The following is a 22058-nucleotide window of genomic DNA, read 5'->3' on the forward strand; positions in this document are numbered from 1 at the left end:
CATCACCTGCTCAAAACAAAAAACCCGCTGGAGGCGAGTTCTATGCTGATTTTAGTTAACTTGAAATTGACAGAAGTTTTTCCGTTTTAACACGCTGATTGGCAAGGTCTAAAAGCCGCATTCGCAGTTCATCTTTCTTCATTTCAGAAAATGAGCTGATGATATCGTGAATTTCTTCGATATAAAGTGTGGCTGTTTTTCCTACATATATTTTGGGATACACTTGCTTATCGTGAACTTCATCTTCTTTTAAGAGCTCCTCAAAAAGTTTTTCTCCCGGCCTCATTCCAGTTACCTCAATATCTATGTCGTCCAGCGTATGACCTGACATTTTGATTAAGTTTTTAGCGAGATCAATAATTTTGACTGGCTCTCCCATATCGAGAACAAATATTTCTCCGCCTTCTGCCAGCGCACCTGCTTGAAGAACCAGCCTTGAAGCTTCAGGGATTGTCATGAAGTATCGGACCATGTCAGGGTGAGTGATGGTAACAGGACCGCCTTTTTCGATCTGTTTTTTAAATAGGGGAATGACACTTCCCCTGCTTCCCAGGACATTTCCAAACCTCACGGCTACAAATTTCGTCTTGCTGATTGTGTCAAAATGCTGCACCAGCATTTCAGCCAATTTTTTTGTAGCTCCCATTACACTCGTAGGATTAACTGCTTTATCAGTTGAGACCATGACGAAAGTGTCAACGTTTGCCCATCTGGCTGCACTGGCCGCATTTCTTGTTCCAATAACGTTATTTTTTACTGCTTCCTCCGGATTACGTTCCATAAGAGGAACATGCTTATGTGCGGCGGCATGGTACACAATGTTAGGTTTGTGAAAATCCATAATCTCGAACATTTTCTTCTCATCTTGCAGATCCGCAATTTCAGTAACAATCTGGAATCCGTTTTCGTCTGCTTCTCCTTTTAACTCCATCTCGATTGAATAAATCGAGTTTTCTCCATGTCCTAAGAGAATAAGTTTCTCTGGCTGAAACGGTATAATCTGTCTGCAGATTTCAGAGCCGATTGATCCGCCTGCTCCTGTCACCAGTACGGTTTTTCCTGTAACATTTTCAGATATACTTTTAAGATCAAGTTCCACCGGCTTTCTTCCTAAAAGGTCTTCCACTCTCACTTCCCGAATCTGATTCACTGATACTTTTCCTGAAATTAGATCTTCAAGCATCGGGATAATTTGCGTTTTGGCCGATGTTTTTAAACATTCATTAAAAATATTCCTAAGACCCTTTTTACTTAAAGAAGGAATGGCAATGATGATGTTTTCAGCTTGAAGTTCCCTGACTTTTTGTTCAATGGACTTTACGTTACCCACAACAGGTATGCCAAGGATGTCAAGCTTGTGCTTTGCAGCATTGTCATCTATAAATGCTACCGGACAAAGGTCTGTATCCGCGCTTTTCAAAAGCTGTCTTGCTACCATTGTTCCTGCAGATCCTGCTCCTATGATGATTGTCCGATTCTTGGTGATTGGTTTAGATATGTATGTATCACGAAGCATTCGCCATAAAAATCTCGATCCGCCTATAAGAAGCATGTGAATCATCCATGTTACAGCAAGCAGTCTGAAATGAACTTCCATTTCAATGATCTGTTGCATGACTCCCGTTACAATAATTGAAAAAGTAATCGCCTTAAAGATAATGATCAGTTCTCCTACACTTGCGTACTCCCAGGCTTTGTTGTACAGCTTATAAATAAAGGAAAAAAAATGATGACTGATTAATAAAGTTAGTGAACTTATAACAAGCGGGACTGTCAGGACGTGTATATCTGCTTCTAAGAGAAACCGGCTGAAAAAAATCGCAGACAAAACAATGATTGAATCAATGAAAACCAAGAGCGATACTCTCTTATGGTAGGTCATTTAACGTGCCTCCTGCCGATTTCTTTTTTCTGGGCAAGCGTCATTGTTCTGCTGCTGATGGACGAATTTAATAATTTCTGGATTTGCTTCAGCTGTTCAAGGCTTGCGTCCTGGCGGATGTATCTGATTGCTTTCTTAATTGACTTTGGAAAGTGCTCATCCGATTTCAAAAGAAAATCTCCTTTCTCTATATAAATTTAAACGGATCGCTATCTTTATAACGAACCGTTTAAATTTATATAATTGGGGCATTTAACCCCTCCTCACGCCACACCAGCGACGACTTGCGTCTAAGGTTTTTACACCCACAGCATGACCGAGTGCCTCCATTGATAACGGCAAGGAGACATCGCCTAATTCTTAATAAAGAACAAGTGTTGCAAAAAATATCATTTGAATTCGTTAAGGACAATTCCAAGAAGAGACGCTCTTGCTGCTGTCAGGATTTTGTTAGCCTCTAAGGCTTTTTCTTTGTCTGTTTTTCCATTATTTACAACAATCACAACGCCATCACATTCGTTAGCGAGGATCTTCGTATCTACTGCATTTAGAACAGGCGGACAGTCAAAAAGGATATAATCATACTGTTTTTGCATGTTCAACATTAAATCTCTCATCGCCTGTGATGCAATTAGTTCTGAAGGATTATGCGGAATTGATCCGCTCGTTAAAACCGCAAGTCTGCCGATTTCTGTCTGATGAACAGCATCGCTTAAAACAGCGTTTCCTATTAATACATTTGTAAGGCCGATGTTGTTCTCTAATTTAAATGAATCATGAATAGAAGGCTTTCTTAAATCACCGTCTATCAGAAGTACTTTCTCCCCCTGCAGTGCGAGTGATACAGCCAAATTGGCTACGGTTGTCGTCTTTCCTTCCCCATATCCAGGAGAGGTGACAAGAAGAGATCTGTAGGACTGTTCAATAGATGCAAACTGCAGGTTTGTAATAATTGTCCTGTATTGATCAGAGAGAATGCTGTTTGGATTTAAATAGGTGATCAGACTTTTTTTCCTTTGCGGGACGTTGTTAAAAAGATTTCGAACCAAAGGTTTCACTCCTTACATGCTGCTTCTTCTTGAAAGTTCCTTTTGTTGTATTCCGTTTAGTCATTCTTGAAACAGTCCCTAGAATCGGTGCATCAAAGATCTCTTCAACGTCTCTCTTGCTGCGGATGCTGTCATCTAATGAATCAAGAAGAAAAACAAGTCCAATGCCAATGATGATTCCTGCAATTGCTCCCATCATGACATAGCGGGAATGATTTTCATTGATTGGATAATAATTTGGTTTGGCTTCTGCCATGACTTTCATTCCGTCGATGACTAGAAAATCCGGAATTTCATCTTTGAAAGTAGCGGCTGTTGTATTGGCAATTTCTGCAGCCAGGACTGGATCAGCATCTATCACTGAAATATTAATGACCTGTGAAGCTCCAATCGTCTCTACATTGATCTGGCCGCTCAGCGCTTCACCTGACCGGTTCAGTTTCAGCTCAGATGAGACCTTTTCGAGAACCGCAGGATCACGGATGATAACATTGAGAGTATTAAGTGTGTCTGCTGTTGTATTGACAGCAATTCTTGTTGAGGTTGCATAAAGCGGGCTAGTATAGAAGTAACTGTAAAATGCACCGAGGAATGTCGTCAGCACTGTAATAACGGCGATGATCCAAAACCTTCTTTTTATGATTGTGAAAATTTCCTTTAAATCGATTTCCTTTTCTTTGCCTGCTATAAGAGGTTCGTCGTGGAAATTGGGATTTTTCATATGCTCCACCTTTCAGTTTGTGCAGTTCTACATTAAGAACAGTTTATGTACTTAACCGTTTTCCATATTCTATGATTCTCATCATAGTTCTTTATAAAGAACGTGTCAAGCGAATAGTACAATATTATTATGAATTTTTCGTAAATATTAATCAATCATTCAGATTGTCTTTTTTATGCTTTAAATTTACTATAAGTGATTAGCCCTATTCATGAAAACTAGGAAAATATCCATATTTCGCTAAAAAGAACAAAAAACGCTTGATTTCTAACCTGTTCTCATTTTATCATAGAAATAAGATATTTTATAAAGAACAAACAGTTCCTTATAATGAAACAGTCTGTGCTACTATACTATCAGGATGATCTGATTAAGGAGACAGGAAATGGTTGGTGATCAAATAAGAGAATTGAGACTCGAAAAAGGATATTCTATTAGTGAATTAGCTGATCTTGCAGGGGTCTCAAAGTCGTATTTAAGTTATATCGAACGGAATATTCAAAAAAACCCCTCTCTACAGTTCTTAAAAAAGATTGCTTTTACTCTCGAAGTAGACCTTGATACCCTGATTGATGAGAAAGATCAGGAGACAATTCCAATTGATGATGAGTGGAAAGAGCTTCTCGGGCAAGCCATTGCAGAAGGCTTAAGCAAAGAACAATTCAAGGATTTCCAGGAGTATGTGAAATTCCAAAAATGGAAGCATGGAAAGAAACAGATAATTGAGTTTATGGATGACAATAAACCACAATAAGAAAGGCCTCTTATCTAAACCTGATAAGAGGCCTTCTATTTACATTCGTTTCATCCTCACCTTCCCGCTAACAACTTCCTCCCCTTTCTCATTCCTCGCACTTACTAAAAATGAAGAAGTATCTCCATTCATTTCTTCTGCAGCTGCTTCCAGTGTAAGCACATCGCCTAAAAAAACCATTCCTTTAAAACGGACAGAATAGTCCCTGATGAACCATTCGTCTAAATAAGGAGAGAACAGCTTCCCGAGGCTGCCCATTGTCCACATACCGTGAGCGATAACCCCCGGGAGTCCTGCTTTTTCTGCCTCTTCGTCTATGGTGTGAATGGGATTGTAGTCACCCGAGGAGCCGGCATATTTTATGAGAGTGAGTCTGTCGACGGGAGGAAGTGTGATGCTTCCTAGTTTTGTGCCCGACCGGAGATCAGCGATTGTCATACGGTTACCCCTTTCTTGCGGCTTCCGTCATGATGACAGACTGCGTCATTGTGAAGATGACTTCTCCTTTTTCCGTTTCTCCCATTCTTTCAATTGTAAGGATGACCATGCTTCCGCCACTGCCAGTCCGTTCTTTACAGTTTGATAGTCTGGAAGAGCACCAGATTATTTCGCCTGCGTAAAGAGGGCGCTCGTAGTGGAAGGTCTGTTCGCCGTGGATTAAACCTTTGGACGGCAAGTTCAGGCCTCCTATTGTGCCGTAGTTCAGAGTGACGGGAAAGGTTACCGGTGCGATATTCCGTTTGAAAGCTGACGTTTCACCTGCATCTGTGTCAGTATATAGCGGATTGTCATCGCCGATTGCGAGGGCAAATCTGCGTATGGCTCCCGGTTCAACCGTGTTTTCCACTTTTTCGGAAGCGCTTCCAATTAAGTGTTTATACATTTGACCGTCTCCCTTAAATGAATTGTCCGATTTTTACGTTTCCTTTGATCAGGTTCCTTGAGAGGATCAGGCGCTGGATTTCATCTGTTCCGTCATAGATTCTCCACAGACGGGCTTCACGGTACCAGCGTTCGATCGGCAGTTCCCGTGTGTAGCCCATTCCTCCGTGGATCTGAAGGACGCGGTCAACTACTCTGTTGCCCATGTTGGAGCCGTAAAGTTTTGCCATGGATGCAAGATGCCTGTTGTCTTCTCCCTGGTCCAGTGTGAACGCGGCATTGAGCACGAGCCATTTCGCTGCTTCGATTTCAGTTGCAGAGTCTGCGATTTGCCACTGGATAGCCTGGCGGTCTGCGATTGGTCGTCCAAAGGTTTCGCGCTCTTTTGAATAATCGATGGCCATTTGCAAGAGACGTTCTGCTGCGCCCACTGCCGTTGCGCCTACGATCCATCTTGCAAATCCTATCCATTCGAGGCCGAGCTTATAGCCCCCATGAAGCTCTCCCAGAATGTTTTCTTCCGGAACACGCACGTTGTCAAAGATCAGGGCTGCAGGGCCCCATTCGCCCATTGTGTGAATGTATTCAGACTTCCACCCCATATCTCTGTCAACTATAAAGCAGGTCACCCCGTCACGGCCTGTTGCACGGTGTTTTTCTTTGTCGGTAATCGCAATGACCATAACGAAATCTGCTTCATTTCCACCTGTGATGAACGTTTTCTCGCCGTTCAACACCCATTCGTTTCCGTCTTTGACAGCGGTCATGCGGATATTGCGGGTGTCAGAGCCTGCTGCAGGCTCGGTCATTGCAAAACATGATTTTTTATCGCCATTAATCGTGGGAAGCAAGTATTTCTCTTTTTGCTCCTCGTTTGCGTAGTAAAGAATATTATCGGCCGATCCTCCAAACCTGAAAGGGACGAACGTTTTTGAAACTTCCATGTGAACGATGGCAAGCATCATTTGGCCGAGGTTAACACCGCCGTACTCTTCCGGTGTGTTGATTCCCCAGAAACCTGCCTTTTTGGCTTTTTGCTGAAGTTCTTCCAGTTTCTCTTTGGATAAGCTCGGACGTCCTTCCAGTTCATTTCTGAGGACTGTATTCTCAAGAGGCATTAATTCATTCTCTACAAATTTTCTGATTGTTTTCTGAACCATTCGCTGCTCTTCTGTTAAACGCAAATGCATGCCATTCACTCCGTTTCTTAAAAATACTAACCAGTTGGTATGTTTCTAGTTTATTTTGAAATTTCAGAAAAAACAAGTCTGAATTCAAAAAAAAGCCCTCTAATTTTCATAGAGGTGCTTTTCAAGAACATATCTGATGTCATCTGGAATGGATTCGGACTGTTTTTCATGTACATTGTAGTGGACATAAACAGCGGTCCCTTTTGCGCAAAGGGTACCCTCCTGGTGGATCTCTTCATATAATTCAAGGCTTGAATTACCGATCCGTTTAATCCAGCAGTATACGTCTGCCTTTTTTCCAAAATAAAGCTGACTTTTAAATTCAACATTCATGCTGAGTATAATCATTTTCCAGTCACTGAAAGAATGATCTGGATTAAATAACTGAAACAGGCCGTTTCGCCCCGCTTCAAACCAAACCGGTATGACGGTATTGTTGATATGCCCAACACCGTCGGTTTCTGATACTCTCGGTTCAATCACTGTATGAAACATGCTCTGACACCCCTTCTGCTTTCAAATTTCCATGAAAGGCAGCGGTATAAATCCGCTTTATGTCATCACGTAATAATGGCTTGGGACTTCTTGCAAGCAGTCTCGTCTGTTTTGCCCCATTGTCTGCAAGTCTGTCAAGATCCTCTTCTTTTATTCCATATTCTTTTAAGCTCAGAGGAAGCCCTGTATCGTGAATCAGGTGCTTCATTTCAAGAACAGCAAGGCGGGCAAGTTCTTCATCTGTCCGTCCGTTGTTTTCAATTCCCAGTTTCCCTGCTAAAACGGCCATTTTTCCGCTGCAGGAGTCTCTGATCTCATCCATCACATAGGGCAGAAGGACGGCATTTGACTCGCCGTGGGGAATGCTGAAAAGCCCGCCTAAAGGATAAGCTAACGCGTGCACTCCAGCTACACCTGCATTAAAAAAGCTTAATCCGGCAAGCATGCTTCCCCAGGACATGCTGTTTCTTGCTTCTTGATCTGAGCCATTCAGCACTGCAGTGCGAAGACTTGAAACAATTTTACCTGCAGCCTCCAGCGCGAGAGTATCTGTAAGAACTGTCGCATGAACGGACAGATACGATTCTATGGCATGTGTAAGGGCATCAATCCCGCTTGAAGCCGTTGCTCTTTTCGGAAGAGTATAAGTCAGTTCGGGATCAATGATGACCGCATCTGCAAGGAGATAAGGATGAGTGATGACATCCTTTGAATCCTCGAGGGAGAAAACGGCAATGTCCGTCATTTCCGCCCCGGTTCCTGAAGTCGTAGGAATTAATAGTTTAGGCAGCCCTTTATTTGACAGTGATTTTGTTCCCGTCAGATTCAAGTAATCCTCGACGGCACCTTCATGGCATGATAAAACAGCAGCCGCTTTGGCAAGATCAAGACAGCTGCCCCCTCCTATTCCGATAACCAGGTCAGCGCCTGACGCAACAAGCGCTGCTTTTGCCCGGTTTCCGGCTTCAGAAGTCGGTTCAGGCTGGATATCAGAAAAGATTTCAAGTTCAATCTTTTCTTCTTCAAATGCCTGCAAGAGCGGTTTCAGCACGTTTAATCCAATCAGCACCGGATCTGCAAAGAGATGCACTTTCTTCGCCTGATGCTGTTGAACCAGTTCAAGGACCTTCTGAAAGGATCCTTCACCTGTAATAATGATTGAAGGAGATCTGAACGTACTCACAATACCCCCTCCTTATTGCCGGAGAAAAAGGTTTGAATCTGCAGTCCATCTGATGAGATGTTTGTATATTCTCCGTCCGCAAACATGGAAATGGTCTTTTCCCAAAATCTCCTGGCCGGCACGTTTCTTTCTATCTGAGTAACTTCCCATTTTCCGGGATGAAGCCTGAACAGATCATGTGCAGCAGTCGTACCCAGGGAATTTCTTCTGAACTTTTTCAAAATGAAAAATTCCGCTATCGAAAACACGTTTTCGGACAAATCAAATCTTACGAGGGCAAATCCGGCATACTCGCCGTTATGCACGATCAAATACGGAAACCTTCCTTCTTCAACCCAGTATTTATCCAAATAAGCATACGGATCAAACAGACCTTTCACATTAACTGCCGCATCATTAAACTCGCTGAAATCATATAAATAGAACTGCATCAGATTTTCGAATACTGGTTTTTTCGAAACATCTGCCAATGATAGTTGATAAGACATAGATTCACCCCTTGTTAGGTGAAATTCTATTTAAACTGCGTTGTTCCTGCTTCAAAGCGGCAATTGGGCCAGTATTTGCCTGACTGTTTTCTCAGATTGAAGTCTTGCAGCTACATATGGCGGCTTTATGCGGCCTGCCCCTTCAAAAGGCTGTCCAATCCACATAACCGTGTCATCGATGGCTATGAACGGAAACGGGAGGTCTTCCTGAACCCATTCCCCTTTTATCGGCTGTTTTACAGAAGAAATAAATGTGACAGCTGCATCGGTCTTGTTCAGCTGATCTGCCCAGTCTTCGTTTAACCTTACTGATTCAGGAAGGCAAAGGACAATTTTTCTCCGGGCATTCTTAATGTCCTCAAAAACAGGCTCAAGCTTCAGAGCGTGCACCCATCTGAGCATGGGGTGCTGGTTTTTAATCCATGTCCCGATTTGCTGATGGGCAACAGTCTGCCCCTCTCTTATTTGATGATCCAAAAGCTGCCTGATTGCTTTTCCTGTGTAAACTTTCTCGCGAATGAATTGGGCATCACATACATGAATAAACTTACCTCTTGTCCTTGTAATGGCAACGTTTATCAGTCTCGAGCTGTCTTTGCCTGTCAGCAGCATGCCGGCTTTCTTTTCAGGAAAGCTGTCGACACTGTCAAAAATCATCACATCCCGCTCGCTCCCCTGAAATTTATGAACGGTAGCGGCCAAAATATCCGCATGCTGCGCCTCGGCCTTATAAAGATCATCAAGAAGCAGCTGCATCAAGTGGGTCTGGGCTCTGTAAGGAGCTGCGTAACCGATCGATTTTGCTCCCGAGAGGACGGCTTCATGAATGCTTTGAAAAGAAAGCAAAAGGTGCCATAGGTTAAATTTTGAGTGAGATGTCCGTTCTTTTAAACAATATTGCCCTGTGAAGCTGGCATCAAGAAGGATTGATGCTCTTCCCGGGAACGGAGCAAGTTCTGAAAGACTGCTCCGCCTGTTTAGTACTTCTGAGTGGTCTCCTACTTTATTCTGATAGATATACCGGTTTGTAAACGAGGATATTTCCGGATGCATCCTTCTCTGTTCGTTCAAGAGGAGCATATGGGGATGAAGGCCTCCGCTTATGTCTGAAACACCGGATCTTACAAAGATATCTTCCTTTAGCCATTTTTCAGTCAGTTCGTGACGCGATGAAGCGATTGGCGGAAGCTGTTTAAAGTCTCCGCACAGAATTATCCTTTTTCCAAGCGACGCAGCAAATGCTGCCTGCGGAACATAGGCCATACTCGCTTCATCCACAAATACTGCATCATAGTCGGCTTCATAAATGGCAGGATCACTTGCTGCTTTGGCAAACGTGGTTCCGATAATATTGGCTTCTTTCGCAAACTCGGTTTCCTGTCTGCGGATCTTCTCAAGCACTCGGCTGATTTTTGTTTCCAGATCAAGAAGCGCATTTGAATCTCTTTTACTGAAAGAATGGGACAAATCCGTTTTTAAAAGCTTCCTTTCGCTGAGAAGATTCTGTCTTTCTGCCGCAATGGCCGGAGATTGTTCTGCAAGCAGGTCACTCACTGTAAGAGGGACTTTAAATGAATAGCCGCTTCCGGAACCGTAGCGGACAATTTCACCCGTCTTAAATTTTTCCCGTTTCAGCACGAATTGGGCAAGCTCATTCATCAGAACATCAACTGCATTATTGCTGTGGGACAAGATCAGTACTCGTTTGCCTTTAAAATAGAGATTCGCCGCGGTTCTTGCAAGCGTATAGGTTTTCCCTGTTCCTGGAGGCCCCCACACAAACGTGATGGGGTTGCAGATCGCTCTTTGCAGCAGCTCATGAACAGCATTTTTAGCTTTTTCAGGATGTTTTGCAGGCATAGAAGGGTCCATAAGCTTTTTTATTCTAGCGCGCTTTTGTTTGCTTTTTTTCATTTCGTCAACTCTTGCTGCGAGTTCTTCAAGCAGCTCCCATGGATCGTGAAAGAGAAAAGCTTCCGGAATCAGGTCGCCAAATGTCCGTTCAAATGAAAGAATGATGCTTGTTCCTTCAGAAGACAGTACGCGGCCATTATGTTTCAAGCCGTCCCATTCAAGTTTTACCGACGAACCGACGGGAGCATTGATTTTCCCTGTGGCTTCAAAATAATAAGTAAAAGCATCTCCGGAAGAAAGCAGATGCCCGTTTATGACCCTGTATTTTGTACTGCCGTATTTTTTCAGGTAGCTGATTTCAATCCCGATGGCCTGAAGCCATTCTTTTATGTACTGTTTTGTTGTCATCATGTTTGTTTCTCTCCGTTCATGCAAAGAAGCAGGACTCTATTTTGAGCCTGCCTGTGTGAACCATTAACTATACATGATTTTTCATTCTTCGTCATGGTGAGGGTCGTATTTCCAGAAATTCATCAGGAAGATGCATGGTGTTTTTGAAAGATGCCAGGCGCACAGTGAAAAGCACTGCCCGTAACTGTGCAGTGCTTTCTTTGCTAAGCTAAAACCCTTGCAAAAAATTCTTCATACAGAGCCTGAACAGCCCTTTTTTCCTGAGTTTCTTTTACGCCAAACATCATGCTGACTTCAGACGAACCCTGATTGATCATTTCGATATTAACGCCCGCATCAGCAAGCGCCTTTGAAGCTCGTGCCGCAGTGCCGATATTGTGGCGCATACCTTCCCCTACCATCATAATCAGGGACAGATTGTGTTCAACCTTCACTTCATCCGGCAGCAGATCTGCCTCAATACGTGCAATAATTTGTTTTTCAGTATACGGAGTCATTTGCTTTTGCCTCAGGATAATACTTAAATCATCAATGCCGGACGGACTGTGTTCATAGGTAAGGCCAAAGTCTTCCAGGATTGAGAGCAGTTTTCGGCCAAAACCGATTTCCTTGTTCATTAAATACTTGTTCACATAAATACTGCAAAAATCATCATCGCTTGCTATGCCGATGACCGGCCCGTTCGTGTTTTTGCGCTCATTTACGATGCGCGTGCCGGGAGCAGCTGGATTGTTTGTATTTTTAATTTGAACCGGAATGCCGGCTTCAAAGGCTGGAATTAATGCTTCGTCATGAAACACGGAAAATCCCGCATAGGACAGTTCACGCATCTCCCTGTATGTCAGCTCGCGGATCTCCTTTGGGTTAGGAACGGTATTTGGGTTAACAGAGTAAACCGCATCTACATCTGTGAAATTTTCATACAAGGCTGCTCCGGTCCCATTTGCGAGGATAGAACCTGTTATATCCGACCCGCTGCGGGAAAAAGTTACAACTTCGCCTGCCTCGTTGTAGCCGAAAAATCCCGGGAAAATAAGAATGCCGGGCCATTCAGAAAGCGACCTGAGATTTGTGTACGCCTCTTTTAAAACAAGAGCAGTTCCATTAGTTTCTTCGACAAGAAGACCCGCAGCTTTTGGATCTACATATGCTGCCTGCACTCCCCTGCTCTGAAAATAAGCAGCAATCAGCCTGGCGTTGCAGTCTTCTCCGCTTGCTTTGATGGCATCTATGTATCTTGCTTCATTTGAGCTGTCCTTGTGAAGAAGCTGCAGCAGATGATCTTTGATGCTGGAAACGATTTCACTAGGGAGTCTCAGTTCTTCTGCAATCTGAGCATATCTTAGGACAACGGCTGCCAGAATTTCTGCTGTTTCAAGTCCCTTCAACTGTCTGTCTCCAAGCTCAATCAATAGATCCGTTACTTTGCGGTCATCTGCAAAACGTTTTCCCGGAGCAGATACAACAACAATTTTTCTGTCTGCATCTGACACCACAATGTCAAAAACCTTTTTCACCTGCTCGCCTGTTGCAAGCGAGCTGCCTCCAAACTTCACTACTTTCACGCGAACATCCCCTATAGTTTTATAGTTCAGCTGTGCTGATCATTCTTAAATAGAATCCATAACTGCCTGAATTTTAAATCTATTTTACTCCTTTTAAGCGAACAATCAAGGATTTCTTTTGATTCTTTTAAATTTTTTGATTTCAAGTGCCGTATGATATGGTAAAATACATTTCGTCTATCGAAATATCACACAAAGAAGGGACTTGTCACATGCAAAGCGCTGCAGCTGTAAATAAACACGTACCTAAACCTTCAACGACTGTCTACAACATTTTATTCATCATCGGCTTATGTCATTTGCTGAATGACGCCATTCAGTCTGTTATTCCCGCCATGTTCCCGGTGCTTGAAAAATCAATGGGCCTCACCTTTACCCAGCTTGGCCTGATTGCGTTCACCCTGAACATGGTTTCTTCTGTTCTGCAGCCTGTCGTCGGCTGGTATACAGATAAAAAGCCGATGCCTTATGCCCTGCCGGCAGGATTAACATGCAGTTTGCTCGGAATTCTGGGCCTTGCATTTGCTCCTTCTTTTCCGCTTATTCTGCTCAGCGTTTTCTTTATTGGACTCGGTTCTGCTGTCTTCCATCCTGAAGGCTCGAGAGTTGCTTATTTAGCAGCAGGAGAGCGCAGAGGTCTTGCCCAGTCGATTTATCAGGTTGGAGGCAACACAGGCTCTTCTGCTGCACCGCTTATTACCGCTTTGATTCTGGTTCCCTTAGGCCAGTTTGGGGCCATCTGGTTTACCATTGCTGCTGCTCTTGCCGTCTTGTTTCTTCTTTATATTGCACGCTGGTATTCAGCAAAGCTTGCCTTCATTCGAAAAACTGATAAGAAAAAAGGAATGGCGAAAAACAATGGCCGCCTGTCAAAGGGCGTCCTCTCGGCTCTGGCCGTTATCGTTTTCCTTGTTTTTGCAAGATCCTGGTATGGAAGTGCCCTATCAAACTTCTATACGTTCTATGCTATTGAAAAATACCATCTTAGTATTGCAGAATCACAGGTTTATATTTTTGTTTTTCTTGTGATGGGAGCACTTGGAACATTTGCAGGGGGACCTCTCGCTGACAGGTTCGGCAAACGGAACATTATCCTTTGCTCACTGATCGCCTCTGCTCCGTTTGCTTTGCTGCTGCCATTTGCTGGACCAAAAACAGCCTATGTGCTCATTGCGCTTGTCGGGTTTATACTCAGCTCTAGTTTTTCAGTTACGGTTGTTTATGCCCAGGAGCTTGTGCCCGGCAAGATCGGTACGATGTCAGGGCTGACTGTAGGTCTAGCCTTTGGAATGGGTGCCATTGGGTCAGTGGCTTTAGGCTCATTAATCGATGCCATTTCGTTAGCCGCTGTCATGACAGGCACCGCAGCCCTGCCTCTTTTGGGGATTCTCGCTTTCCTTCTTCCAAAGGATCAGACTCTTCTTGATTGGCAGCAATAATCGACAGCCTTTGGCGTTTTCGCCGGAGGTTTTTTTCTTGTTTTTGTCGCATTATGAATGATTTAACAGATTTGTAATCTAAAAGGCCCCGATTTTATGATATAACTATAGACAGAAAGGGGTTGTTTTATGAAAGTCTCGATGCGTATGATTGCCGCGCTTTCTGCAGGATTTGTCGCTTTATCATCCTATAGCCCTGCCTTTGCGCAAACAAGCGGGGATTCACTTAAACAGGCTGAAAAACAGCTGAATGACAACAGTGAAGCTCTTGACAGGAAAGAGAAACAAAAGCAAGCAGTACATACCGCTGTACAGAAAATGGAACACGAACTTGCAAATACGGAAGCTCTAATCAAAAAAAATGAGAACGATTACGCTTCCATCCAGAAAAAAATCCAGGAAACAAATGAATTAATTGAGGAAAAGAAAATAGAAATTGTCGCACTTCAGGATAAAGTAATAAACCGCGAAGAAATTATGTACGCCAGGCTTACTGCTCTTCAGGAAAATGATCATGCCGATATCGTTATACATACGCTTGTTAATGCCGAAAGTTTTTCAAACCTTTTCGAGCGCATCGGTGCTGTTGCAACACTATTAAATGCAGACAATGATATTCTTGAACAGCAGGAAGCCGACCTGAAGCAAATTGAGGAAGACAAAAAAGAGATCGACAAGCAGGAAGCCCTCCTGAAAGAACAGCAGTTGGCGCTATCATCAAGCGGCGCCAAGCTTGAGGAAGCTCTCCTTCAAAGACAGACGCAAATGGCTTCACTTAAAAGCGAATATGAAAAGGTCTCAGCCGAGGTAACCCTTGCTGAGAAAGAAAAAAGCGTCCTGCAGTCACAGGTGAAAGCGATTGAAACAAGCATTAAAAAAGAACAGGATGCAGCAAAAGCACGCGCAGCTAAAGCTCTTGCAGAACGGAAAAAAGAAGAGGCTGCACGGGCAGCTGAAGCAAGTGCGCGTGCGGAAGCCGAGAAAGCACGCAAAGCTGCACAGGCTGCTCCGGCAAAGAAGAAGCAGACCGCAGCAGTCCCGGCAGTGTCAAAGCCTGCTGAAAAACCTGTGCAGGAAAAGCCTGTTCAGGATGAAAGCAAGGTTTTCTATGTCACAGCTACTGCCTACAGTCATGAAGATACAGCAAGCGACTTCACGGCAATCGGCATTAACATTAAGGAAAATGCCAATATGAAGCTGATTGCAGTTGATCCGAAAATCATTCCGCTTGGCAGCAAAGTCTGGGTGGAAGGATACGGGGTTGCCATTGCAGGCGATACAGGCGGCGCCATCAAGAATCATAAAATTGACGTACTGATGCCTAACAGTGCTGAAGCGCGAAAATGGGGCCGGAAAACGGTAAAAATTGAAATCCTTGATTAAAAAAGAGAACCCGCGGGTTCTCTTTTTATTTGCTTCTTGTTCTATTGTAATAGCAATTAATTATTCTGCTAAATCTTTTCAGAGAAGACGGGCTTTATGAGAAGATCTTTAATATAATCAGCCATTTCTTCATTGCCAGTATGGGACTTGCTGTATAGCCTCCTCATTCTGAAGCCTGATGCCATAAGAACAAGAAATTCCGCTGTTTTTAATGCATCTACTTCGTCAGATATGACCCCGTTTTTCTGACCGGAAAGTATCCAGAACTTAGCGAATTCAACCATATAGTGATCAAAGTCCCTGAGTGCGTTTCTGGCTGTCTTATGATCATAGCGTCCGATAAAATAGACTAGGATCCTGTTAACAACACCCTCGGGATCGTTCATCGCAGCAAAGCTCATAGAAATTACCTCAGCAGGATCCTTCATTTCCTCTTTGCTTTTCCCCATCTTCTCAAAAAAAGCTTCATTGATTTCCTGAATTTTTTCATCTAGGACCATTGCAAGCAAGTCATCCTTGCTTTTTATATAGTGATAGATGGCACCTTTTGATAATCCGGTTTTCTTCATAATCATTGCAAGCGTCGTTTTTGAACATCCTGCCTCATTTACGAGCTCTGCCGCGGCATGAAGCAGAGCTTTTTCAGAACGGACTCTCCTTTCAAACTGCTTCATTTCTCGACACCTCCTTTCTACATAATAAAAACAGACCGTTGGTTTGTAAAGTGGTTTATTGTCAGTTTCTGAGTTATTTTGCCGAGATTGATTGAGCATATCCTTTTCCTTTTTGGACAAACATTCTTAAAATGAAGTGGACATTCTAAAAAGGAGATGAGCGTATGACCGCACTGCTTGAACAAATCAAAGAGTACAAAGAACAGTTTAAGAAGAAAGCACCTGCCGAAAAACAGGAATTAATGAAAAGAGCAACAGAAGAGCTTCGAGCTTCAGGTACTGCTCAAGGCTTGAAAGTGGGAGAAAAAGCGCCTGATTTTACCTTGCCTGATGCTACAGGGAAAAAAGTAACCTTATCAGAGGAACTTAAAAACGGACCGGTTATCCTTACTTTTTACAGAGGCGGATGGTGCCCGTACTGCAATCTTGAACTGAAGGCATATCAAAGAGAGCTGGATGCGATTAATGAAGCCTCTGCAAACCTGATCGCGGTAAGCCCTGAAACACCGGATGCATCCCTGTCCACGAAAGAGAAAAACGAGCTGGACTTCCTTGTTTTAAGTGACGAAGGCGGGAATGCAGGAAAAGCATACGACCTGGTGTTTGACATGCCTGATTATTTAATTGAAGTTTATAAGGACTCTGGCCTGGATGTTGCCGCTCATAATGGAAATGATGATTGGCGGCTTCCTAAACCTGCAACCTTTGTCATCGGACAGGACGGAGTCATTCTATTTGCCGAAGTGGATTCTGATTACACAAAACGGACAGACCCGAAAAAGGTTATCTCCGTTGTGCAGAATTTAAATAAATAAATAATGAAAAAGGGCAGAATTTTCTGCCCTTTTTTCGTCTCTTTTTCTTTACGTATAATTATTTTTATAAAGCAATAAAAATAGCAATTTTGCCGATTTTTTTTGACAATTCAATTTTAATAGTAGTATTATTATACATGGTAAAAAGGAGGCTTCTTGTAACATGTCATCACTTGACAAAGACAAAATTGTACAAAGTGTACCGCAAAAAGGTTTTTTCGGTCATCCTAAAGGATTATTCACCCTGTTCTTCACAGAATTCTGGGAGCGTTTTTCCTACTACGGGATGAGAGCAATTCTTCTGTATTATATGTACTACTCGATGAAAGACGGCGGACTGGGCCTTGATCAGCCGACTGCCCTTTCGATCATGTCCATTTATGGATCATTGGTTTATATGTCAGGAATCATCGGAGGATGGATTTCCGACCGATTGCTCGGCAATACGAGAACCGTTTTTTACGGCGGCGTTCTCATTATGCTCGGCCATATTATTCTTGCGCTGCCAGGAAGCATTCCGGCATTTTTTGTTTCCATGTTCTTTATCGTAATCGGTACAGGTTTGCTTAAACCGAATATTTCGAATATTGTGGGTGATCTCTACAGCAAAGAAGATAACCGCCGTGATTCCGGTTTCAGTATTTTCTACATGGGGATCAACCTTGGCGGTCTGCTTGCACCGCTTATCGTTGGTACTCTCGGGCAGAAATACAATTTCCACCTAGGATTCGGAGTAGCAGCTGTAGGTATGTTCCTTGGACTTGTTGTGTTCATGCTCACTAAAAAGAAAAACCTTGGACTTGCTGGAACGAGCGTTCCAAATCCGCTTACTCCTGCTGAAAGAAAAAGTGTTTTCGGCAGATTGGCGATTGGCCTTGCCGTCATTCTTGTTTTAGGTGCTGTATCCATTTCTACCGGATTCCTGACAATTGACCGCTTTACATTCATGATCAGTATTCTTGGTATTTTGATTCCAGCAGCATACTTTATCGTGATGTACCGCAGCCCGAAATCAACCGATGTTGAGCGTTCACGCCTGATCGCTTATATTCCGCTGTTTATCGCGGCCATGATGTTCTGGGCAATTCAGGAACAGGGTGCGACCATTCTTGGCGCTTATGCAGATAAACGCACACAGCTGACGTTCGGAAACTTTGAAATTCAGTCGTCATGGTTCCAGTCGCTGAATCCGCTGTTTGTTGTTCTTTTGGCTCCGCTTTTTGCGTGGCTTTGGATTAAGCTTGGAAACCGTCAGCCATCGACATCCAAAAAGTTTGCTTTTGGACTTTTCTTCGCCGGGTTATCATTCTTAGTCATGATTATTCCTGCATATACAAACGGCACAGATACTCTTGTTCATCCAATGTGGCTTGTGCTCAGCTTCTTCCTTGTTGTTCTTGGAGAGCTTTGCCTGTCCCCTGTCGGATTATCGGCAACGACCAAGCTTGCTCCGGCTGCTTTCTCAGCCCAGACCATGAGTTTATGGTTCCTGACGAATGCATCGGCTCAGGCAATCAACGCACAAATCGTAAAGTATTACACACCTGAAACCGAAATTGCCTACTTCGGAATTATCGGCGGACTCGCCATTCTTTTAGGGGCAATCATGATGATTCTTTCACCGAAGATTCAAGCGTACATGAAAGGTGTAAGATAATACAAAAAAGCCTGTCCTCACAATGGACAGGCTTTTTTTGCGTATTAAACAGTAGTCTCTTGAACGGCTTTCTCTCTGCATATCTTCGCTGCTCTCACCATAATCTTCAATGCCTCAACGGCCTCTTTTTCCCCTCTGGTTTTTAGTCCGCAATCAGGGTTTACCCAAAATTGGCCAGCATCCAGCACCTGCAGCGCCCTTTCAATATTACGGATCATTTCCGTTTCTGAAGGGATCCGCGGACTGTGAATATCATATACTCCAAGGCCTATTCCCTTGCTGTAAGAGTATGTTTCAAACGAATGAATCAATTCCCCGTGGCTTCTTGAAGTTTCAATGGAGATGACATCTGCATCAAGCGCATCAATTGCTTCAATCATGTCTTCAAAGCTTGAATAGCACATATGTGTATGAATTTGCGTCTCAGGTTTCACAGAAGCTGTTGACCGTTTAAAAGCAGTGACGGCCTCTTCCAAGTATTGTTCCCTCATCTTTTCTTTAAGCGGAAGGCCTTCTCTAAGCGCAGGCTCATCTACTTGAATCATGCCTATGCCAGCGTTCTCTAACGCTTCAACTTCTGCTCTTATTGCAAGAGAAAGCTGATTTAACACGGCTGCTCTTGGGACGTCGGATCTGACAAATGACCAATTTACTATCGTAACCGGCCCGGTCAGCATGCCTTTTACCGGCTTGTCAGTCAGCCTTTGGGCAAACAGGGTTTCTTTTAATGTCATCGGCTTCTCAAAAAACACATCCCCGTAGATAACAGGCGGCCTTACGCAGCGTGAACCATATGACTGCACCCACCCATTTGAAGTGATGGCCATTCCTTCAAGTTTTTCTCCGAAATATTCGACCATGTCTGTCCGTTCGAACTCACCGTGAACAAGGACATCCAGCCCCAGGTTTTCCTGGATATCAATCCACTTTTTTATTTCTCCTTCAATAAACTGAGAATAGTCCGATTCCGAGAGAGTTCCTTTTTTGTACTTCAGCCTTGCAGCACGCACTTCTTTCGTTTGCGGAAAACTTCCGATTGTTGTAGTCGGAAGCACCGGAAGGCTGAATTTTCTTTGCTGAGCCTCTTTTCTTTGATCTGCGCTCACTCTGTCAGTGCTGTACTCATCAAAAGAATCATCTACAGATTGCCGGTTTCTTAAGTCTGAAGCTGCAAGTTCTGATATCCCCTGATCATAAGCTGAAAGAGTCTCTTCTTCAAAATTCATAAATTTTGTCAGCAGGGTGATTTCTTGCAGCTTTTCATCCCCGAATGCCAGCGCGTTTTTAACAAGAGGGTGTAAATTCGTTTCGTTCTCTGCAGTTACAGGCACATGAATCAGGCTGCATGAAGGCTGAAGAATCAGCCGGTCTCTTCCGACCTTCTCCAGAATTCGGTTTACCAATTTGGCTGTTTTCTGAAGCTCTGCCTTCCAAATATTGCGGCCGTCGATGACGCCTGCCGCAAGCACCATGTCCTTTGGAAAACCGAATGCATTCAAATGCTCCAGTGTTTTGCCGCTGTCATGAACAAAATCAAGGCCAAGGCCGTCAACAGGCAGCTGAATGAGCTGTTCATATTGCTCTGGACATTCAAAGTAAGTTTGCAGAAGAAGTTTTGCGCTGCCTAACCCTTTTTTTATTGTTTCATAGATTTTTTTCGTTTTTTTCATAAAGGCTGCATCCGCTGCAGATGTAACGAATATCGGCTCATCTATTTGTATCCACTCTGCTCCCTCTTCTTCCAGCTCCTTGAAAACTTGAACATATAATGGGACGAGTTTTTCGAGAATTTCTACTTTCTTTTCCCCTTTTGAGAGGGCAGTGAGAGTCAGCGGGCCGACAAGTACCGGTTTCCCTATAATCCCGGCCTCATCCCTTGCTTCTTTATATAGCTCAAGCAAACGGTTACGGATAAGGCGGGGCTCTGTTCCGTCAAGCTCAGGAACAATATAATGGTAGTTTGTATTGAACCATTTTGTCATTTCTGATGCGACTTTGTCTTTGCTGCCCCTGGCAATCGAAAAATACGTTTGGAGTGATGACGGGTCCTGGTCCCTGAATCTTTCCGGAATCAGTCCGAACATAACGGCCGTATCAAGTACATGATCGTAATAGCTGAAGTCGCCTACCGGGACAAGGTCAATCCCCGCCTCGCGCTGTTTGACCAAATGAGAGAGCCTGATTTTCTTCATATCCAAATGAAACTCCCGCTCCGTCAGATCTCCTCTCCAAAACGCCTCAAGAAGCTTTTTCCATTCTCTTTTTTCTCCAATTCTCGGATATCCAAGGTTTGAATTTCTCATTTTCATTGCGGTTCCCCCGTTTTCATAGTTTCTCAGCTCTAAACATGAAAAAACTCTCCTTTTTTAAAAGAGAGTTTAATGGACACAGCTAACTAGAGTTGAGACACAACAAAGGTTTCAACATACCGCATCACCCTCCCTATTTCGCGTAGGCTTAAAGTGCATACGACAGGCAGGTCTCCTGGCTCTGGTTCGTTGCATGCTGCTGCCTTCCCATTCCATTGCAGAACAGTGGCTTCGTGCAGAATGCTCCCCATTACAGTGGCGCGACCGCACCGGATTTTCACCGGCTTCCCTTTTAAGCTTCCGCGTATAGCGTCAGCACCCATCGCTTGTCAACATATTATGAATATTTTTGTGATTGTTTTTAACAATAGCTGATGTTTTTCAATCTTGCAAGACATTTCTTATTATTCAGAAAGAAATTCCGATTACTTTCCATTTGGCAGCCTCATAAAATCCAAGCTTTTTATACAGTTCTCCTGCATCTGGATTGTTGTAGAATAAATAGAGTTCTTTTTCATCTCCATAATCCCTGCATATTCTCGCAATGACTTTTGAGGCATATCCTTTTCTTCTGTATTTGGGAGGAGTTGCAACGCCGGCAATAACAGCAGTCTTCTCGTGATCTGTATAAATTCCTGCAGTTGCTGCCATCGTGCCGTTTTCCTCAAAGTAATAGACACTGAGTTTTCCGGAGAGGATGCTTTCATACTGTTCATCCGCAAAAATTTCTTCACTCGGACCAGCCATTTTATATTCTTCTACCTGAATAAATAAGCGGTAAAGCCTGCGGCAATCCTCAAGACTTGTGATTTTGCAGACTTCGCCGGATATGCTGCCGGCTGCTCTATTATCGTATTTCATCATGACTGAGTCACTTTCAATCTCGGTTTTCACAATCCTTTTAATTGACTCAATAAGCTCCTGTTTCCCGAAAATTCTCCTGATGCCTGTTTCCTGAATGACAGGAATAAAAGCCTCTACATCAGCAGGCATTACAGAACTGCAGCAATACATTTTATCAGGATAATTGATAAGCAAAGCCGTCAATTCAGCATCTTGATACTGACCGAAAACCCTGACCTGTTCATCTTTCAGGTCTTCTGCAATCAAAGCGTTTACATCATGGTTTTTATCTAAAAAAGCGACTGCCTGAGGATATTGATCTTGTTTAAGCAATTTTATCGCCATTTCGCATCTCCCGGGAAAAATTTTGGCCAATCTATAGAATATTCTAACATTCTCCGTCCATTTGATATATATTTTAATAGAGAAGAAATTTCACTATTTGGAGAATTAGGTGTGTGCCC

20 protein-coding genes and 1 riboswitch are annotated in these 22058 nt (G+C 43.4%); of the genes, 5 read left to right on the forward strand and 15 right to left on the reverse strand.

Annotated features, from left to right (window positions below; all coding sequences use genetic code 11):
* Nucleotides 1-55: 55 nt before the first annotated feature.
* From AZ46_RS06175 to AZ46_RS06185, 4 genes are all read right to left on the reverse strand, one after another.
* Nucleotides 56-1882 carry a nucleoside-diphosphate sugar epimerase/dehydratase gene (locus AZ46_RS06175; RefSeq protein ID WP_029280895.1) on the reverse strand — a complete coding sequence of 609 codons (1827 nt, stop codon included), beginning with the start codon at nt 1880-1882 and terminating at the stop codon, nt 56-58.
* Nucleotides 1879-2052 carry a hypothetical protein gene (locus AZ46_RS22150; protein ID WP_168713763.1) on the reverse strand — a complete coding sequence of 58 codons (174 nt, stop codon included), beginning with the start codon at nt 2050-2052 and terminating at the stop codon, nt 1879-1881. The genes AZ46_RS06175 and AZ46_RS22150 overlap by 4 nt, the downstream gene beginning before the upstream one ends.
* 219 nt (nt 2053-2271) lie before the next feature.
* A complete protein-coding gene (locus AZ46_RS06180; RefSeq protein WP_081870146.1) occupies nt 2272-2940 on the reverse strand; it encodes a CpsD/CapB family tyrosine-protein kinase in 669 nt (222 codons plus the stop codon).
* Nucleotides 2912-3652: a YveK family protein gene (locus AZ46_RS06185; RefSeq protein ID WP_051827136.1), complete on the reverse strand. Its 741-nt coding sequence runs from the start codon at nt 3650-3652 to the stop codon at nt 2912-2914. The genes AZ46_RS06180 and AZ46_RS06185 overlap by 29 nt, the downstream gene beginning before the upstream one ends.
* 385 nt (nt 3653-4037) lie before the next feature.
* Between AZ46_RS06185 and AZ46_RS06190 the strand changes: the two genes are divergently transcribed.
* On the forward strand, nt 4038-4406 hold the full coding sequence (locus AZ46_RS06190) for a helix-turn-helix domain-containing protein (protein ID WP_029280892.1): 369 nt from the start codon (nt 4038-4040) through the stop codon (nt 4404-4406).
* 39 nt (nt 4407-4445) lie between these two features.
* On the opposite strand, the gene AZ46_RS06195 is transcribed toward AZ46_RS06190, so the two are convergent.
* The 8 genes from AZ46_RS06195 to AZ46_RS06230 form a co-directional block, all read right to left on the reverse strand.
* Nucleotides 4446-4844 carry a MaoC/PaaZ C-terminal domain-containing protein gene (locus tag AZ46_RS06195; protein WP_029280891.1) on the reverse strand — a complete coding sequence of 133 codons (399 nt, stop codon included), beginning with the start codon at nt 4842-4844 and terminating at the stop codon, nt 4446-4448.
* A gap of 4 nt (nt 4845-4848) precedes the next feature.
* Entirely contained in the window at nt 4849-5289 is a 441-nt protein-coding gene (locus AZ46_RS06200; RefSeq protein ID WP_029280890.1) for an FAS1-like dehydratase domain-containing protein, read from the reverse strand.
* Nucleotides 5290-5302: 13 nt separating this feature from the next.
* Entirely contained in the window at nt 5303-6478 is a 1176-nt protein-coding gene (locus AZ46_RS06205; RefSeq protein WP_029280889.1) for an acyl-CoA dehydrogenase family protein, read from the reverse strand.
* A gap of 99 nt (nt 6479-6577) precedes the next feature.
* Complete coding sequence (locus tag AZ46_RS06210; protein WP_029280888.1) at nt 6578-6973, reverse strand: acyl-CoA thioesterase; 396 nt, start codon at nt 6971-6973, stop codon at nt 6578-6580.
* Nucleotides 6954-8156, reverse strand: coding sequence for an iron-containing alcohol dehydrogenase (locus AZ46_RS06215; RefSeq protein ID WP_051865289.1), 1203 nt, complete (start codon nt 8154-8156; stop codon nt 6954-6956). The genes AZ46_RS06210 and AZ46_RS06215 overlap by 20 nt, the downstream gene beginning before the upstream one ends.
* Nucleotides 8153-8644, reverse strand: coding sequence for a GNAT family N-acetyltransferase (locus AZ46_RS06220; RefSeq protein ID WP_029280886.1), 492 nt, complete (start codon nt 8642-8644; stop codon nt 8153-8155). Before AZ46_RS06220 ends, AZ46_RS06215 begins: the two co-directional genes overlap by 4 nt.
* 51 nt (nt 8645-8695) lie before the next feature.
* Nucleotides 8696-10909: an AAA domain-containing protein gene (locus AZ46_RS06225; RefSeq protein WP_035319134.1), complete on the reverse strand. Its 2214-nt coding sequence runs from the start codon at nt 10907-10909 to the stop codon at nt 8696-8698.
* A 203-nt stretch (nt 10910-11112) separates the two neighbouring features.
* Nucleotides 11113-12474 carry an aspartate kinase gene (locus tag AZ46_RS06230; protein WP_029280884.1) on the reverse strand — a complete coding sequence of 454 codons (1362 nt, stop codon included), beginning with the start codon at nt 12472-12474 and terminating at the stop codon, nt 11113-11115.
* Nucleotides 12475-12686: 212 nt separating this feature from the next.
* Here AZ46_RS06230 and AZ46_RS06235 point away from each other — a divergent pair, with 212 nt between their 5' ends.
* Nucleotides 12687-13913, forward strand: a complete 1227-nt coding sequence (locus AZ46_RS06235; protein WP_029280883.1) for an MFS transporter — start codon at nt 12687-12689, stop codon at nt 13911-13913.
* Between the two features lie 129 nt (nt 13914-14042).
* The gene (locus tag AZ46_RS22495; RefSeq protein ID WP_029280882.1) at nt 14043-15296 is read left to right on the forward strand and encodes a 3D domain-containing protein; all 1254 of its coding nucleotides are present in this window, start codon (nt 14043-14045) and stop codon (nt 15294-15296) included.
* Nucleotides 15297-15364: 68 nt separating this feature from the next.
* Here the strand turns inward: AZ46_RS22495 and AZ46_RS06245 are convergent, their stop codons facing one another.
* Nucleotides 15365-15970 (reverse strand): TetR/AcrR family transcriptional regulator, encoded by a 606-nt coding sequence (locus AZ46_RS06245; protein ID WP_051865293.1) that lies wholly within the window; start codon nt 15968-15970, stop codon nt 15365-15367.
* A 164-nt stretch (nt 15971-16134) separates the two neighbouring features.
* Here AZ46_RS06245 and AZ46_RS06250 point away from each other — a divergent pair, with 164 nt between their 5' ends.
* Entirely contained in the window at nt 16135-16785 is a 651-nt protein-coding gene (locus tag AZ46_RS06250) for a peroxiredoxin-like family protein (RefSeq protein WP_029280880.1), read from the forward strand.
* Nucleotides 16786-16948: 163 nt separating this feature from the next.
* Nucleotides 16949-18442: a peptide MFS transporter gene (locus tag AZ46_RS06255; protein ID WP_029280879.1), complete on the forward strand. Its 1494-nt coding sequence runs from the start codon at nt 16949-16951 to the stop codon at nt 18440-18442.
* Between the two features lie 44 nt (nt 18443-18486).
* On the opposite strand, the gene metE is transcribed toward AZ46_RS06255, so the two are convergent.
* Nucleotides 18487-20751 (reverse strand): 5-methyltetrahydropteroyltriglutamate--homocysteine S-methyltransferase, encoded by a 2265-nt coding sequence (metE, locus tag AZ46_RS06260; RefSeq protein ID WP_029280878.1) that lies wholly within the window; start codon nt 20749-20751, stop codon nt 18487-18489.
* A 148-nt stretch (nt 20752-20899) separates the two neighbouring features.
* Nucleotides 20900-21089: riboswitch (cobalamin riboswitch) on the reverse strand.
* 70 nt (nt 21090-21159) lie between these two features.
* Complete coding sequence (locus AZ46_RS06265) at nt 21160-21939, reverse strand: GNAT family N-acetyltransferase (RefSeq protein ID WP_029280877.1); 780 nt, start codon at nt 21937-21939, stop codon at nt 21160-21162.
* Between the last annotated feature and the right edge of the window lie 119 nt (nt 21940-22058).

This window comes from Metabacillus indicus LMG 22858, from assembly GCF_000708755.2.
Classification (GTDB): domain Bacteria; phylum Bacillota; class Bacilli; order Bacillales; family Bacillaceae; genus Bacillus_P; species Bacillus_P indicus.

Excerpts from the sequence above, each read along its gene's own strand:
- AZ46_RS06250 (WP_029280880.1), top strand. The coding sequence starts at position 16,135 with ATGACCGCACTGCTTGAACAAATCAAAGAGTACAAAGAACAGTTTAAG.
- AZ46_RS06265 (WP_029280877.1), bottom strand. The coding sequence starts at position 21,939 with ATGGCGATAAAATTGCTTAAACAAGATCAATATCCTCAGGCAGTCGCT.
- AZ46_RS22495 (WP_029280882.1), top strand. The coding sequence starts at position 14,043 with ATGAAAGTCTCGATGCGTATGATTGCCGCGCTTTCTGCAGGATTTGTC.
- AZ46_RS06195 (WP_029280891.1), bottom strand. The coding sequence starts at position 4,844 with ATGACAATCGCTGATCTCCGGTCGGGCACAAAACTAGGAAGCATCACA.
- AZ46_RS06225 (WP_035319134.1), bottom strand. The coding sequence starts at position 10,909 with ATGATGACAACAAAACAGTACATAAAAGAATGGCTTCAGGCCATCGGG.
- metE (WP_029280878.1), bottom strand. The coding sequence starts at position 20,751 with ATGAAAATGAGAAATTCAAACCTTGGATATCCGAGAATTGGAGAAAAA.
- AZ46_RS06175 (WP_029280895.1), bottom strand. The coding sequence starts at position 1,882 with ATGACCTACCATAAGAGAGTATCGCTCTTGGTTTTCATTGATTCAATC.
- AZ46_RS06190 (WP_029280892.1), top strand. The coding sequence starts at position 4,038 with ATGGTTGGTGATCAAATAAGAGAATTGAGACTCGAAAAAGGATATTCT.
- AZ46_RS06200 (WP_029280890.1), bottom strand. The coding sequence starts at position 5,289 with ATGTATAAACACTTAATTGGAAGCGCTTCCGAAAAAGTGGAAAACACG.
- AZ46_RS06235 (WP_029280883.1), top strand. The coding sequence starts at position 12,687 with ATGCAAAGCGCTGCAGCTGTAAATAAACACGTACCTAAACCTTCAACG.
- AZ46_RS06205 (WP_029280889.1), bottom strand. The coding sequence starts at position 6,478 with ATGCATTTGCGTTTAACAGAAGAGCAGCGAATGGTTCAGAAAACAATC.
- AZ46_RS06185 (WP_051827136.1), bottom strand. The coding sequence starts at position 3,652 with ATGAAAAATCCCAATTTCCACGACGAACCTCTTATAGCAGGCAAAGAA.
- AZ46_RS06210 (WP_029280888.1), bottom strand. The coding sequence starts at position 6,973 with ATGTTTCATACAGTGATTGAACCGAGAGTATCAGAAACCGACGGTGTT.
- AZ46_RS06220 (WP_029280886.1), bottom strand. The coding sequence starts at position 8,644 with ATGTCTTATCAACTATCATTGGCAGATGTTTCGAAAAAACCAGTATTC.
- AZ46_RS06245 (WP_051865293.1), bottom strand. The coding sequence starts at position 15,970 with ATGAAGCAGTTTGAAAGGAGAGTCCGTTCTGAAAAAGCTCTGCTTCAT.
- AZ46_RS06255 (WP_029280879.1), top strand. The coding sequence starts at position 16,949 with ATGTCATCACTTGACAAAGACAAAATTGTACAAAGTGTACCGCAAAAA.